Genomic DNA, 15061 nt, shown 5'->3' on the forward strand with positions numbered 1-15061 from the left:
CACATTGGTTCTGTTTCGTACACGGATCCAATGTGGGAGCGGGCTTGCTCGCGAAGCTTTTAAGGTTTACGCGGACTCAAAACCATCTGCGCCGGCACCGTGCGCACGATCTGCTTCTCGATCTTCAGATCAAAATCCGGGTTGAGCTTCTTGACCCGCTTGGTCAGCAACGTCGACAACCACGGATAGTCATTCGTCCGTGGTGCCTGAATCGTCACCCCACACTCATAATTCACCACATCGGCGGCGATCGCATCCAGTTGGCGGCGAAGTTTGTGGCTATCGGTGATGTTCAGCGCAACCGTGGTGCTCTCGGCGGTCGGATCGATCACCTTGGCTTTCGGCTTGGCCTCAGCGGCCAGCAGCGCTGCTTCAGCCTTCTCCAGCTCAGCCTTGCGCGCTTCAGTAATCGCGCCGTTGACGCCACCGGTCAGCGCCGGCGCTTTCGGCATCAGCACGCGGGCACGGCTCAGCGCCGTAGCGGCGGCATTCACATCACCCTTCTGCAACACGATCTGGCTGCGACGCAGATACGCTTCGGCCAATTGCCGCTGGTATTGCTCAAGGGATTGATCATTGGGAGTTTCTTTCTGCAAAGCAGCCAATTGGTCTTCAGCGGTGGCCAGTTCGCTGCTGGCCAGGCTTTGCTCCAGCTGTGCGATGGCCGTAGCCCGCGCATCGGGGGCTTCAACCACCGGTGGGGTACTTTGGCAGGCGCCCAGCAGCACTGAAAATGCGACAAGGAGCAGATAACGGGAGGCGAACGGCTTCATTCCTGCGACTCTCTATTTGCGCAAAAAGCGGCCAAGTCTACACCCCACGACGGGGCAGAACAAAACTCAGCAGAAACAGTGCGGCCGCCGTCACAACGATTGACGGGCCTGCCGGGGTGTCCTTGAACCATGACAAAGCAAGGCCGCCACACACCGCGACCATACCCAGCAGGCTCGCGCCGACCGCCATTTGCTCCGGCGAACGGGCGTGACGCTGTGCCGCAGCCGCCGGAATGATCAGCAATGAAGTAATCAGCAACACACCGACGATTTTCATCGCCACCGCGATCACCACCGCAATCAACAACATCAGCGCCATGCGCAGTCCGGCGACCGGCAGGCCTTCGACCTTGGCCAATTCTTCGTGCACGGTGATCGCCAGCAATGGCCGCCACAACGTCACCAGCAAGACCAACACCGCCGCGCTGCCGCCGAGGATCCACGCCAGATCAGTCGGGCTGATCGCCAGCAGGTCGCCGAACAGATAAGCCATCAGGTCGATCCGCACTTCATGCATGAAGCTTAGTACCACCAGGCCGAGAGAGCGTGCTCGGTGCGAGAATTCCCAAAAGCGTGTCAGACGCCAGCGGTTGGCGCTGTTGCAAAGTCACCAAAAGCACCGCCAGCAGCAGGCAGCCTACGGTGACCGCAACCGTCGGGCTGACATCCAGCAAAAAGCCTAGCGCCACACCGAGCAACGCGGCATGGGACAGGGTGTCGCCGAAATAAGCCATGCGCCGCCAGACCACGAACGAACCCAGCGAACCTGCAACGATCGCCAGCGCCAGACCTGCAAGCAGGGCATACAACAGAAAATCAGCCATGCTTGCAGTTGTCTCCGTGAACGTGAGGTTGGCCAATCACCGGCCCTTTGACCACCGAACCGTGCAGGTCGTGAGCGTGATCGTGATGGTGGTGATAAACCGCCAGGCTCTGCGCGTTCTTGCCGAACAGTTCGACAAACGCCGGATCGCCGCTTACCTGCTCGGGATGCCCGGAGCAGCAGACGTGGCGGTTGAGGCAGACAACCTGATCGGTGGTGCTCATCACCAGATGCAAATCGTGGGACACCATCAGCACGCCGCAGCCATGGCGATCGCGCAGACGTGTGATCAGGCTGTACAACTCGGCTTGCCCAGCGACGTCGACGCCTTGCACCGGCTCGTCGAGCACCAGCAATTCCGGCTCGCGCAGCAATGCCCGCGCCAGCAGCACACGCTGCATTTCACCGCCGGAAACACTTTGCACCGGGCTGTCGATGACGTGTTCGGCGCCGACTTCTTTCAACGCCGCCAGCGCACGCGGACGGTCAACGCCCGGCACCAGACGCAGAAAGCGCAGCACCGACAGCGGCAAGGTCGGATCGACGTGAAGTTTTTGCGGCATATAGCCGACGCGCAGCTTCGGCTTGCGCCAGACGCTGCCGCTGTTCGGCTTCAACAGCCCGAGCACGGCGCGCACTAGCGTGGTCTTGCCGGCGCCGTTGGGGCCGATCAGGGTGACGATCTGCCCCGGCTCGACGCTCAGCTCGATGTTGTCCAGCACGGTCTGCCCGGCAAACGTGACGGCGACCTGTTCCAGACGGATCAGCGCATTGCTCATCAAGCCCCCTGGCAACCGGAGCACAGGCCGACGACTTCGACGGTCTGCGCTTCGACGATGAAACCAACGTCTTTGGCGCTGTTGATAATCGCGTCGCTGATTACTTTTTGCTCAAGTTCGATGGCGGCGTGGCATTCACGGCAAATCAAGAACTGGCCCTGATGCGCGTGTTCCGGATGGACGCAGCCTACGAAGGCGTTCAGCGAAGAGATGCGGTGCACCAAGCCGTTTTCCAGGAGGAAATCCAGCGCGCGATACACGGTTGGCGGCGCGGCGCGACGGCCGTCCTGCTCGCTGAGCACGGCGAGAATGTCGTAGGCGCCCAGCGGCTTGTGGCTTTGCCACACCAATTCCAGCACCCGGCGGCGCAACGCGGTCAGGCGCAAGCCTTTCTGGGCGCACAAGGTATCGGCCTCGGACAAAGCGCTGTGCACGCAATGTGAGTGGTCGTGGGGACGGCTGGCAATCGGTGTAATAGGCATGGGCGGCGACGAGTTTTGATAGAGACGTTATTATGTTACCCGTTCTCGCCTCCTTGAGTGGTCATCGTGTCCCGACTTTTTTCTGTTTTTGTGGCTTTTGTCGCCAGTTTTCTGCTGATCGGTTCGGCTCAGGCCGAGGTCAAAGTCCTCACCAGCATCAAGCCGTTGCAGCTGATTGCAGCGGCCGTGCAGGACGGTGTGGCGATTCCCGAAGTGCTGCTGCCGCCGGGTGCCTCGCCACACAATTACGCGCTGCGGCCATCCGACGTACGGAAGGTGCAATCGGTCGATCTGCTCTACTGGATCGGTCCAGGACATGGAGGGTTTCCTGCCACGCGTGCTGAACGGTCGTACGCTGCCGAGCGTCGCCGTGCAGGATCTGCCGGGGATGAAGCTGCGCCGTTTTGCTGAAGACAGCCACTCCCACGCCGAAGAGGCCGACGAGCATGATCACGATCACCGCCCGGGCACGCTGGATGCGCATTTGTGGCTGTCGCCGGTGAATGCGCGAGTGATCGCCGACAAGATGGCGGCAGACTTGAGCGCCGCAGATCCGGCCAATGCCGAGCGCTATCAGAGCAATGCCAAGGCGTTTGATGAACGTCTGGATGCACTGGATCAGCGTTTGAAGCAGCGTCTGGCCAGCGTTGAAGGCAAGCCGTACTTCGTCTTTCACGAAGCGTTTGATTACTTTGAAGAGGCTTACGGCCTGAAGCACGCTGGGGTGTTCAGCGTGGCCGCCGAAGTGCAACCGGGCGCGCAGCATGTCGCGGCGATGCGCAAGCGTTTGCAGGAAGTCGGCAAAACTTGTGTGTTCAGCGAGCCGCCGTTGCGTCCGCGTCTGGCGGAGACGCTGGTGGCGGGTTTGCCGGTGAAACTCGCTGAGCTGGATGCGTTGGGCGGGTACACCCCGGCGACGGCTCAGGGCTATGAGCAGGTGTTGGAAAAGTTGGGTAATGATTTGGCCGGGTGCCTGGAATCTCTGTAACCCCGGCATCGGCGTCGACCCATTCGCGAGCAAGCCCGCTCCCACATTGGATTTGTGAACGACACAGAACTAATGTGGGAGCGGGCTTGCTCGCGAAGCTTTTAAAGGGCGAAGGGTAGCGGTGTATTGACCTGCTGCCGCTGCGCCAATTTCTGCTCAAACTCTTTTGGATCGTGAATCAACACGTCCTGCCCGGCAAACTGCTCCGCCGCGATCAACCGTGACAGCCAGAACCGCACACACGCCACGCGCAGCATTGTTGGCCACAACTCAGCCTCCACCGCCGTGAACGGCCGTAGCGCCGCATAAGCGCCAAGGAATGCGCGGGCACGCGGGCCATCGATCAAACCTTCTTCGTCCGAACACCAGTCGTTCAAGGCAATCGCCACGTCGTACAGCATCGGCCCCGAGCAGGCGTTGTAGAAGTCGATCAGCCCGGTCAGGTGCGTGCCTTCGAACATCGCGTTATCGCGAAACAAATCCGCATGAATGTTCGCCCGAGGCAACGCGAGAATCTTCTCTTTGCGCTCGCTGATTTCACCCAGCGCCTTTTGCAGCAAGGCCCGTGGCTCATCGCTCAGGTGCGAGAGAAACGCGTTGCCCTCCTCCAGCATCCAGTCGAGGCCACGATCGGTCTTGCGCTTGATCATGCGCTCGCCCTGCGTCGCCAGGTGCAGATGCGCCTGCAATTCGCCGACCTGCACGCAATGCTGGGCATTGGCGACTTTGATGTGTTTGCCGGACAGACGCGGTTGCAGCAGCGCCGGTTTGCCTTTCAGCTCGCGCAACGCCACACCGTCAGTGGTGCGCAGTGCGTACGGCACCGGCAGATCGGCTTCGTGGAGCACGTCGAGCAGGTCGATGAAGAACGGCATCTCCTGCACCGGGCCGCGCTCGACCAGGGTCAGGACAAATTCGCCCTGCTCCAGGCTGATAAAGAAATTGGTGTTTTCGCTGCCGGCGGCGATCCCCTGGAAATCAAGCAGACGGCCTAACCCGTAAGGGGCGAGAAAGGTTTCCAGCTCGGGCCGAGCCAGGGGCGTGAACACAGACATGTTTTAACTGCCAGTACGGGCGCCGCCAATTGCGGCGCCGGGTGAATTAAAAACTTACTTCCATTCGAAAATCTTCCATGACGGAATCAGCATATCCGGCTGATCCGAGCGGATGAAGTTGGCATCCGTCCCGTCGGCACGCACCAGAAAGTACGGCGGAAAGCCTTTCTGGGTCACTTTGATCGCATAGAGGAAACCGTTCTGGCGGTACTCCTGAATGGTCTTGTCGCCTTCCGTGCGGATGGTAACTTCCGGCTCCCCTGTCGGTGCATCATCCGCCGCCATCGCGGCCAACGGTGAGGCAGCAATCAGACCGACCAGCAGCAAGCGATTTAACGTACGCATGATAACCTTGTCCCTTTGTCGTCAACGGTCCCGCTATTCTAGCGCCGGGCCCCGCCGAAAAGGTTGATCCTGCTCATGAGCCAAGCCCCCCTCGTCCTGGTGGACGGTTCGTCTTACCTGTACCGCGCCTTTCACGCGCTGCCACCACTGACCACTTCCAAAGGCCTGCCGACCGGTGCGGTCAAAGGCGTGCTGAACATGCTCAAGAGTCTGCGCAAGCAGTACCCGGACAGCCCGTTCGCCGTGGTGTTCGACGCCAAGGGTGGGACATTTCGCGATGAGATGTACGCCGAATACAAAGCCAATCGCCCAAGCATGCCCGACGACATGCGCGTGCAGATCGAGCCGTTGCACCAGAGCGTGATCGCCCTCGGTTTCCCGCTGTTGTGCGTGGAAGGCGTCGAGGCTGATGACGTGATCGGCACCCTCGCCCGCAGCAGCGCGGCGGCGGATCGTCCGGTGGTCATCTCCACCGGCGACAAGGACATGGCGCAACTGGTCGATGGCCACATTACCTTGGTCAACACCATGTCCGGTAGCTCGATGGACGTGGAAGGCGTGAAGGAGAAATTCGGCGTCGCACCGGAGCAGATCATCGATTATCTGGCGCTGATGGGCGATTCGTCCGACAACATTCCAGGCGTTCCGGGCATCGGCCCGAAGACCGCTTCCGGCTTGCTGGTCGGCGTCAACGGTGGCCTCACCGAGTTGTACGCCAATCTCGACATCGTCCCGACCCTGCCGATTCGCGGCGCGAAAACCCTGCCGGCCAAGCTCGAAGAACATAAGGAAATGGCATTCCTCTCCTATCAACTGGCGACGATCAAGATCGACGTGCCGCTGGACGTCGAACTCGACGATTTGCAGATGGGCGCGGAAGACCCGGCCAAGCTCTACGAGCTGTACTCGCTGCTGGAATTCAAAAGCTGGATCAACGATCTGGATCGCGACGCCAAACGCCTGGAACTGAGCGCGGCCAGCGAGCCTGCGCCGGCTGGCGATCTGTTCAGCACTCCAGCGCAAGAAGCGCCTGCCGCTCCCGCTGAAGCCGCTTACGAAACCATCCTCGATCAGGCACGTTTCGACGTCTGGCTGGAAAAACTCAACAACGCCAAGCTGTTCGCCTTCGACACCGAAACCACCGGCATCGATGCGCAGCAGGCGCAACTGGTCGGTCTGTCGTTTGCCGTACAGGCCAACGAGGCCGCGTACATTCCGCTGACCCACTCCTACATCGGCGTGCCGGAGCAGTTGGATCGCGACACCGTATTGCGCGCCCTCAAACCAATTCTGGAAGACCCGAGCAAGCTCAAGGTCGGCCAGCACGCCAAGTTCGACATGAACATCCTCGCCAACTGCGCCATCGGTGGTGATCAGAGCCAAGGCATCACCGTGCGCGGCATCGCCTTCGACACGATGCTTGAGTCCTACGTGCTCAACTCCACCGCCACCCGCCACGACATGGACAGCCTCGCGCAGAAGTACCTGGATCACACCACCGTGAGCTTCCAGGACATCGCTGGCAAAGGCGCCAAGCAGCTGACTTTCGACCAGATCGCGCTGGAACAGGCCGGCCCGTACGCCGCCGAAGACGCCGACATCACCTTGCGTCTGCATCAGACGCTGTTCGAAAAACTCAGCGCGATCCCGAGCCTGGCCAGCGTACTGAGCGACATCGAAATCCCGTTGGTGCCGGTGCTGGCGCGCATTGAACGCCAGGGCGCGTTCGTTGACGCGGAGCTGCTCGGCATCCAGAGCATCGAGCTGGGCAACAAAATGGTCGCACTGGAGCGCGAAGCGTTCGAGATCGCCGGGGAAGAATTCAACCTCGGCTCGCCGAAGCAACTGGGCGTGATTCTCTACGAGAAGCTTGGTTTGCCAGTGCTGAAGAAGACCGCCAAGGGCCAACCGTCCACTGCTGAAGAAGTGTTGGCGAAACTCGCTGAAGACGATCACCGCTTGCCGAAGGTGCTGATGGAGCACCGCTCGATGAGCAAGCTGAAAAGCACTTACACCGATCGCCTGCCGGAACAGATCAACCCGCGCACCGGGCGCATCCACACCTCGTATCATCAGGCGGTGGCGTCGACCGGTCGCTTGTCCTCCAGTGACCCGAACCTGCAGAACATCCCGGTGCGTACCGCTGAAGGCCGCCGTATCCGTCAGGCGTTCGTCGCGCCGAAAGGCTACAAACTGCTGGCAGCGGACTATTCGCAGATCGAACTGCGGATCATGGCGCACCTGTCCAAGGACGAAGGCTTGATGAACGCCTTCCGCAACAATCTCGACGTGCACACCGCCACCGCTGCCGAAGTGTTCAAGGTCGAACTGCACGAAGTCAGCTCCGATCAGCGTCGTGGCGCCAAGGCGATCAACTTCGGCCTGATCTACGGCATGGGCGCGCAGAAGCTCGGCAAGGACATCGGCGTCGACACCAAGACTGCCAAGGCTTACATCGACACCTACTTCGCCCGCTATCCGGGGGTTCGCGAGTACATGGATCGCACCCGCGCGCAGGCGGCGGATCAGGGTTATGTCGAGACGTTCTTTGGTCGTCGTCTGTACCTGCCGGAAATCAACTCGAACAAGCCGCAGGAACGCGCTGCCGCCGAACGCACGGCGATCAACGCGCCGATGCAGGGCACCGCTGCCGACATCATCAAGAAAGCCATGGTGGCGGTGGATGAATGGCTGGCGACGTCCGGGCTGGACGCTCGCGTCATCCTGCAGGTACACGATGAATTGGTGCTGGAGGTTCGCGAGGATCTGGTCGAGCAGGTCAGCGCCGAGATCCGCGTGCACATGAGCGAAGCGGCGAAACTGGATGTACCGCTGCTGGTCGAAGTGGGTGTGGGCAACAATTGGGATGAGGCTCACTGAGCCATTTGATGTCGGTCGCCGCGACATAGCGTCGCGGCAGACCCGATAAATCCTGCTTATTTCGAATAGCGCTTGGGGTTATTCCAAAGCTTTTTGAAAATAATCTGAACTAATCTGGAAGGTCACTACTCAGAGTTACTGAATGGCTGGTGAAGCCCTTCAATGCTCCTATGTTGTGTTAAGTGTTGGCAGATATCTGAACCCCGCCCTAGCGGTTCGGAACTTAAACCCCGGAATTTCTCCCTCCCCAATGAAATCCGGGGCTTTTTTTGCCCAAAATTTGTCTGTAGCGCGTTCATGCTGCGTTGAAAGCGCAGCTCAAATGCTCATTTAGGTTCCCTAAAGTCGAGCGCGACCCCGGCCGCTTTTCACTGCCCTTTCGCCTTGCCTGAACACACTACAAACAAATTCCCATATCCCGACTTACTCGGCTGCCGCCTCGGCGCCTTTGTCTGCCAGTTCCATCCAGCCGGCCAATACAGTGTAGGCCTCTTCCAGGCCCATGCGTTTTGGTGCGGAGAAGAGCTGGATGGTGACCAGATCACCCCAGCCTTTGCGAATTTCCGACTGCACTTTGAGCAGGGTGTTTTTGGCTGCGCCGTAGGTCAGTTTGTCGGCCTTGGTCAGCAAGATGTGCATCGGCATGCCGGCCGCAACGGCCCAGTCGAGCATCAGCAAGTCGAAGTCGGTCATTGGATGACGGATGTCCATCATCAAAATCAAACCCTTCAAACTCTCGCGGCCACCGAGGTAAGCCTCAAGGTGACGCTGCCAGTGCATCTTCAGCGGGATCGGTACTTTTGCATAACCGTAGCCCGGCAGGTCGACCAGACGGCGATCTTCGTCTAGCTTGAAGAAGTTCAACAGCTGTGTGCGACCCGGCGTTTTCGAGGTGCGCGCCAGGCTGGCGTGAGTCAATGTGTTCAGTGCGCTGGATTTACCGGCGTTGGAACGGCCGGCAAACGCTACTTCGAAGCCTTCGTCGTCAGGGCATTGATCGACTTTGGCGGCACTGAGCATGAACGTGGACTGTTGGCACAGGCCGAGGATGGGATTCTTGAGTTGCATGGGATTTCCGATGTGGGCGGCGCCGGGATTGGGCGCGGAACGCGGTGTCGCTTCCGTTTCAGTGACGCCAGTATATAATGCCGCAGATTTTGTGTGTGCTTTGTCCCAGCGAAGGATGAAGTTCACGAGAGCGACAGACTTTGATTGCGCATTAGAACGCAGAACGCTCTCAACCCTGAAAAGGTCGTTTTATGACGAAATGGCTGCTGGCTGCCGGAGTCTTGATGCCGCTTTACAGCGCACAGGCTACACAGGATCCGGAAGCTGTGTACAACCGTGTTTGTGGTGCCTGTCATTCCGGCCAACTACCCATGGCGCCCAAAAGAGGCGATCAGGAAGCTTGGACGCCGAGGTTGGCGAAAGGTATGGAGACGCTGGTGCAACACGTGACCCAGGGTTTCAAGGCGATGCCGCCGCGTGGTTTGTGCATGGACTGCAGTGCCGAGGATTACCAAGCCATCATCCTTTGGATGAGCGAGTAAACCCGGTCCATAACTTAACCCTTAGCCGTAGTTGGATTAGCTGATGAACAAATTGATCGTGAGTCTGCTGTTGACCGTGGGAATCTCAGGCTTCGCCCATGCTGCCGGTGATGCCGCAGCGGGCCAGGCAAAAGCGGCCGTTTGCGGAGCATGCCATGGCCCGGACGGCAACAGCATGGCGCCAAACTTTCCAAAACTGGCCGGTCAAGGTGAACGCTACCTGACCAAGCAACTGCACGACATCAAGTCGGGCAAGCGCACCGTTCTGGAAATGACCGGGCTGCTGACCAACCTGAGCGATCAGGATCTGGCCGACATCGCCGCCTACTTCGCCAGCCAGAAAGGCAGCGTCGGCGCCGCCGATCCGAAGATCGTCGCTCGCGGTGAAGCGCTGTTCCGTGGCGGCAACCTCGCCAAAGGCCTGCCAGCCTGCACCGGTTGTCACTCGCCGAATGGCGCCGGCAACGCCGCTGCCGGCTTCCCGCACCTGGGTGGCCAACACGCTCAATACATCGCCAAGCAGTTGACCGATTTCCGCAAGGAAGAAGGCGGCCGCACCAACGACGGCGACACCATGACCATGCAGACCATCGCCAAGCGCCTGAGCGACGAAGATATCGCAGCGGTCTCCAGCTACATTCAGGGTTTGCACTAAGCGCGTTGTGGCGGGCGTGGAGCGAGGCTGAAGATCAAAAGATCGCAGCCTTCGGCAGCTCCTACAGGGGAATTGCGTGATCCAATCCAGGATCGACATCTCCTGCAATGTTAACGCTCGATTAATCCGTCGCAGCAAGTATAAAAAGGGTGGCTTTGGCCGCCCTTTTTTGTGGCCGCTGCCGTTACACTACAGAACTCATGCCCGCCAGGATCTGTCTGAAAACAGGTCGCGCGAGGCGACCAAAATTGTCCAGGAGTAAAGCATGCGTAATCTGATCATCAGCGCCGCTCTCGTCGCTGCCAGCCTGTTCGGCGTCACCGCCCAAGCCGCCGAAGCCCCAGCCGCCCCTTATGTGGAACTGGCCAACCCGGTACCGGTTGCAGAGCCTGGCAAGATCGAAGTGGTCGAGCTGTTCTGGTACGGCTGCCCGCACTGCTATGCCTTCGAGCCGGTGATCAACCCGTGGGTTGAAAAACTGCCATCTGACGTTAACTTCGTGCGTATCCCGGCGATGTTCGGCGGCCCGTGGGACGCTCACGGCCAAATGTTCCTGACCCTGGAAGCGATGGGTGTCGAGCACAAGGTTCACGCGGCGGTTTTCGAAGCCATCCAGAAACAACACAAAAAGCTGACCGACAAGAACGAGATGGCTGACTTCCTCGCCACCCAAGGCGTGGACAAGGACAAGTTCCTCGCCACTTTCGACTCGTTCGCCATCAAAGGTCAGATCGTAAAAGCTCGCGAATTGGCCAAGAAGTATGAAATCACTGGCGTTCCAACCATGATCGTCAACGGCAAGTACCGCTTTGACATCGGCTCTGCCGGTGGTGCCGAACAAGCGCTGCAACTGGCTGACCAACTGGTCGCCAAAGAGCGAGCGGCAACCAAGGCTGCAGCCAACTAAGCGCCGCCCCCGCCATGCGCCGCTGGAAGTCTGAACGCATCGTTGGCCTGCATGATCCGCAGGTCAACGAGCATCACCTGGAGTCCACGGGACTGCCCGCAGACCAACGTCTGCGCCTGCTCAGTTTCAACATCCAGGTGGGCATCAGCACCGAGCGCTATCGGCATTACCTGACCCGTAGCTGGCAGCACCTGCTGCCGCACACCGGGCGCTCAGGCAATCTGCAGAAGATCGGCGACCTGCTCGGCGACTTCGACCTGGTCGCGCTGCAGGAGGCCGACGGCGGCAGCCTGCGCTCAGGCTACGTCAATCAAGTCGAACACCTGGCCCATCTCGGCGCCTTCCCCTATTGGTATCAACAACTCAATCGCAACCTCGGTCGACTGGCCCAGCACAGCAATGGCGTGCTCAGTCGTCTCAAGCCGTTGGCGATCGAGGATCACCCGCTGCCCGGCCCGAAAGGTCGTGGCGCGATTCTGCTGCGTTTCGGCGAAGGCCCGGAAGCGCTGGTGGTGGTGATGATGCATCTGGCCCTCGGCGCGCGAACCCGCAGCCTGCAACTGGCCTATATTCGTGAACTGATCGGTGGCTACAAACACCAGGTGTTGATGGGCGACATGAACACCCACGCCAGCGATCTGCTGCAACATTCTCCGTTACGCGATCTCGGTTTGCTGGCCCCGCAGGTGGAAGCGACATTCCCCAGCTGGCGCCCTCAGCGTTGCCTTGATCATATTTTGCTCAGCCCGACCCTGACCCTGGAAAAGGTCGAAGTGCTGGCGCATCCCATTTCCGATCACCTGCCGGTCGCGGTAGAGATTCGTCTGCCGGGTTCGCTCACGGCTGATGCATTGCCCGCGTTGAGTCCTGACCCTCGCGGAACCCCTGAATGAGCGACGAAGCCCAGCGCTGGAAAGAGAAATACCTCAAAAGCATCGAACAACAGGACAAACTCGAACGCCGCTGGGCCGCCAGGCTCGACCTGCTGCGTCGCGGGCTGGTGCGCAGCACGTTAGCCGCCGAAGGCACCGACAAAGTCGTTGATCAGTGCATGAAAGAGATGCGCGACGTGGTGCGCACCGACGACATGGACGCCGGCCTCGCCGCCCTGCTACCGCGCCTGGAAAAAGCCGTGCTCGACTCCGAGCAACGCCGCGAAACCCGCATTGATCAGGTCAGCACCGCGCTGACAGCGCTGGTGACGCAACTGCAAGCCTTGCCGCTGCCTCGCGAAGTCGCGCAACCACTGAAAAAATTCGCCAAGCAACTGGATGGCCGCGTCGGTTCAGCGCGGGAAATGCCATTGCTGCTGAGTGAGCTCAGTGGTTTGCAGGGCAAGGCGTTGAGTCAGTTGGACGCGCCTGCCGAACCTGAGCGACCGGGATTGTTGCAGCGTCTGTTTGGCGGTCGTGACAGCGATGAAGCGCCTACACCAGAAGCGCCCGCCCCGGTTCAGGCTGCTCAACCGGTTGCTGCACCCGAACCGGTTGCGCCTGCCGCAACCATTGAACCGGTAAAAGCTGCGCCTCCGATCCAGGAAGCCCCTTGCGTTGCGATCACTGAAACACCCGCTACGGCGATTCAGGCAGAACCGGACGTCTTCGCCTTCGTACCGCCAACCGTCGCCAGCGAAGCCGTCAGCGCTCCAGCAGAAGTCATCGCCGTCGAGCCGGAATCGCAGGTCATTGCCGCCCCTGCCCCCCACGTTGCCTTCAACCCCGACGAGCTGATCCACCACAGCGATCCGTCCCCGCTGATCCTCGACAGCCTGCCGCTGCCCGAACCCATCGCCCAGGCACTGGCCGCGATCGACCCGGAACAACCCGAGCAAGACATTCTTTTTTCTCTGCCGGACACCCCGGAGCCGTCCTACAGCTCCGTGGCCAAACACATCGAAGACACCCTGATCGGCCTGCTCGACGACCTGACCCTGCCCGAACGCCATCGCCCGCAAGCCGAGGCGATGCGCGAGCGGCTCAAGCACGGTCTGAACTGGTACGAACTGATCCCGATCCTCGACGATCTGGCGACGTTGATGCTGGCGATCACTGACAGCGGCCAGCACGAATTCGAAGCCTATCTGCAACAACTCAACGAACGCCTCGAAGCGTTTCAAAGCAATCTGCAAGCCGCCAGTGACGGCCATGCCGACAACAGCTCGGCGGCGCGGGCGATGGACACGCAAATCCGTGAGCAAGTCGACGGTTTGCAGACCAGCGTGCAGGAAGCGGCGGATCTGGATGACCTCAAGCAAGTGCTGGAGAATCATCTGGAAGGCCTGCTCGGCACCATGGATCAGCACCAGAAGCAGCGCGACGCCCGCGAGCAGGAAGTGGCGACGCGGCTCAAAGGTCTGTCCGAGCGCGTGGCGCACATGGAACAGGAAGCCCAAGGCTTCCGCGAACACCTTGAGGAACAACGCCAGAAAGCCCTGATCGACCCGCTCACCGGCCTGCCCAACCGCGCCGCGTGGAGCGAACGCCTTGAGCATGAAATAAAGCAGTGGCAGCAGCACGGCAACACCCTGAGCCTGGCGATGCTCGATCTCGATCACTTCAAGCGCATCAACGACAACTACGGCCACTTGGCCGGCGACAAGGTGCTGAAGATCATCGCCACTGTATTGCGCAAACGCCTGCGCGGTTCCGATTTCATTGCGCGTTTTGGCGGTGAAGAGTTTGTGCTGTTGCTGCCGGCCACGCCGCCAGCGCTCGGCGCGAAACTGTTGGAAACGCTGCGCGCAGCGATCGAGGCCTGCCCGTTCCACTTCAAGGGCGAACGCGTGACCATCACCATTTCCATGGGACTGGCATCGTTCAAGGCCGGAGAACACAGCGATCTGGTACTTAAAAGAGCCGATCAGGCGCTGTACCGGGCGAAAAACGCAGGACGCAATCGGGTCGAGCTCGGCTGAGCAATTTGTTCCATTTTGTTTAAATCCGCCCGCTGACCGTCGAGACGCAAGGCAGTACGTTACACTGTTGCATTACTGTCTTGCGTGTATTGCCCTCAGCCATGAAATTTTTTGCCCTCCTCGCGTCGCTGCTCGTTCTGGCCGGTTGTGCCAGCGCCCCGCGTTACGACACCAGCCACCCTTCGGCCAATTACGACAGCCGCATTCAGTTCGTGATCGTCCATTACACCTCGGCTTCGCTGGAGCGTTCGCTGCAATTGCTGACCCACGGCGAAGTCAGCAGCCATTACCTGATCAGCGATGACAAGAACGCGACCGTCTACAAGCTGATGGATGAAAACCAGCGCGCCTGGCACGCCGGCGAAAGCCAATGGCAGGGCCGCACCTGGCTCAACTCCAGCTCGATCGGCATCGAAATCGTTAACCCGGGCTTCAAAGACACGCCAACCGGCCGCCTCTGGTATCCGTACAGCGAAGCGCAGATCCAAGGGCTGATCGCCCTGCTCAAAGACATCAGCAAACGCAACGGCATCAGCCCGCGCCATATCATCGGCCACAGCGACATCGCGCCGTTGCGCAAACTCGATCCGGGCCCGCTATTCCCTTGGAAGCGTCTGGCTGACGCAGGCCTGGGCCTGTGGCCCAATGAACAAGCGGTGGCGCGCCAGCAGGCGCTGTTCAACAGCGGCGAACTGCCGAGCATCAGCTGGTTCCAGGGGCAACTTGCGCACCTTGGTTACGACACACCGCAGACCGGCGAACTCGACGTCGCCACTCGTCACGTCCTCGCCGCGTTCCAGATGCACTACCGCCCTTCGCGCTTCGATGGCACCCCGGATGCGCAAACGGCGGCGCTGTTGTTGGTACTTAATCAGACAAAATAATGACGCCCGCCCGACGGTCAGGGCGA

General features: G+C 60.1%; 13 protein-coding genes and 2 pseudogenes. 8 read left to right on the forward strand and 7 right to left on the reverse strand.

Annotation, left to right across the window (positions count from 1 at the left end):
* Positions 1 to 59: 59 nt before the first annotated feature.
* From ACZZ0D_RS23905 to ACZZ0D_RS23920, 4 genes and pseudogenes are all read right to left on the reverse strand, one after another.
* A complete protein-coding gene (locus ACZZ0D_RS23905; RefSeq protein ID WP_053125422.1) occupies positions 60 to 773 on the reverse strand; it encodes a PA5502 family lipoprotein in 714 nt (237 codons plus the stop codon).
* Positions 774 to 810: 37 nt separating this feature from the next.
* Positions 811 to 1597: pseudogene (gene znuB / locus ACZZ0D_RS23910) on the reverse strand (zinc ABC transporter permease subunit ZnuB).
* Positions 1590 to 2375 carry a zinc ABC transporter ATP-binding protein ZnuC gene (gene znuC / locus ACZZ0D_RS23915; protein WP_053125416.1) on the reverse strand — a complete coding sequence of 262 codons (786 nt, stop codon included), beginning with the start codon at positions 2373 to 2375 and terminating at the stop codon, positions 1590 to 1592. Before znuC ends, znuB begins: the two are co-directional and overlap by 8 nt.
* Positions 2375 to 2857, reverse strand: coding sequence for a Fur family transcriptional regulator (locus ACZZ0D_RS23920; protein WP_053125415.1), 483 nt, complete (start codon positions 2855 to 2857; stop codon positions 2375 to 2377). Before ACZZ0D_RS23920 ends, znuC begins: the two co-directional genes overlap by 1 nt.
* 66 nt (positions 2858 to 2923) lie before the next feature.
* Here ACZZ0D_RS23920 and ACZZ0D_RS23925 point away from each other — a divergent pair.
* Positions 2924 to 3845: pseudogene (locus tag ACZZ0D_RS23925) on the forward strand (zinc ABC transporter substrate-binding protein).
* Positions 3846 to 3946: 101 nt separating this feature from the next.
* Here ACZZ0D_RS23925 and ACZZ0D_RS23930 read toward each other — a convergent pair.
* Positions 3947 to 4900, reverse strand: a complete 954-nt coding sequence (locus ACZZ0D_RS23930) for a homoserine kinase (RefSeq protein ID WP_463554445.1) — start codon at positions 4898 to 4900, stop codon at positions 3947 to 3949.
* Positions 4901 to 4954: 54 nt separating this feature from the next.
* Positions 4955 to 5245: a DUF2782 domain-containing protein gene (locus tag ACZZ0D_RS23935; RefSeq protein WP_159813381.1), complete on the reverse strand. Its 291-nt coding sequence runs from the start codon at positions 5243 to 5245 to the stop codon at positions 4955 to 4957.
* A 75-nt stretch (positions 5246 to 5320) separates the two neighbouring features.
* On the opposite strand from ACZZ0D_RS23935, the gene polA reads away from it, so the two are divergent.
* Positions 5321 to 8125 carry a DNA polymerase I gene (gene polA, locus ACZZ0D_RS23940; RefSeq protein ID WP_463554446.1) on the forward strand — a complete coding sequence of 935 codons (2805 nt, stop codon included), beginning with the start codon at positions 5321 to 5323 and terminating at the stop codon, positions 8123 to 8125.
* Between the two features lie 423 nt (positions 8126 to 8548).
* Here the strand turns inward: polA and yihA are convergent, their stop codons facing one another.
* Positions 8549 to 9193 (reverse strand): ribosome biogenesis GTP-binding protein YihA/YsxC, encoded by a 645-nt coding sequence (gene yihA, locus ACZZ0D_RS23945; RefSeq protein WP_008081236.1) that lies wholly within the window; start codon positions 9191 to 9193, stop codon positions 8549 to 8551.
* A gap of 191 nt (positions 9194 to 9384) precedes the next feature.
* Here yihA and ACZZ0D_RS23950 point away from each other — a divergent pair, with 191 nt between their 5' ends.
* The 6 genes from ACZZ0D_RS23950 (at position 9385) to ACZZ0D_RS23975 (ending at position 15035) form a co-directional block, all read left to right on the forward strand.
* Positions 9385 to 9675 (forward strand): c-type cytochrome, encoded by a 291-nt coding sequence (locus ACZZ0D_RS23950; protein ID WP_053125398.1) that lies wholly within the window; start codon positions 9385 to 9387, stop codon positions 9673 to 9675.
* Positions 9676 to 9718: 43 nt separating this feature from the next.
* Positions 9719 to 10330, forward strand: coding sequence for a c-type cytochrome (locus ACZZ0D_RS23955; RefSeq protein ID WP_008081240.1), 612 nt, complete (start codon positions 9719 to 9721; stop codon positions 10328 to 10330).
* Between the two features lie 265 nt (positions 10331 to 10595).
* Positions 10596 to 11237, forward strand: coding sequence for a thiol:disulfide interchange protein DsbA (gene dsbA / locus ACZZ0D_RS23960; RefSeq protein WP_159813385.1), 642 nt, complete (start codon positions 10596 to 10598; stop codon positions 11235 to 11237).
* Positions 11238 to 11251: 14 nt separating this feature from the next.
* Positions 11252 to 12130, forward strand: a complete 879-nt coding sequence (locus tag ACZZ0D_RS23965; RefSeq protein WP_463554447.1) for an endonuclease/exonuclease/phosphatase family protein — start codon at positions 11252 to 11254, stop codon at positions 12128 to 12130.
* Entirely contained in the window at positions 12127 to 14151 is a 2025-nt protein-coding gene (locus ACZZ0D_RS23970) for a GGDEF domain-containing protein (RefSeq protein ID WP_463554448.1), read from the forward strand. The genes ACZZ0D_RS23965 and ACZZ0D_RS23970 overlap by 4 nt, the downstream gene beginning before the upstream one ends.
* Before the next feature lie 101 nt (positions 14152 to 14252).
* Entirely contained in the window at positions 14253 to 15035 is a 783-nt protein-coding gene (locus tag ACZZ0D_RS23975; protein WP_159813391.1) for an N-acetylmuramoyl-L-alanine amidase, read from the forward strand.
* Positions 15036 to 15061 lie beyond the last annotated feature (26 nt).

Source organism: Pseudomonas sp. AC193 (assembly GCF_979258075.1).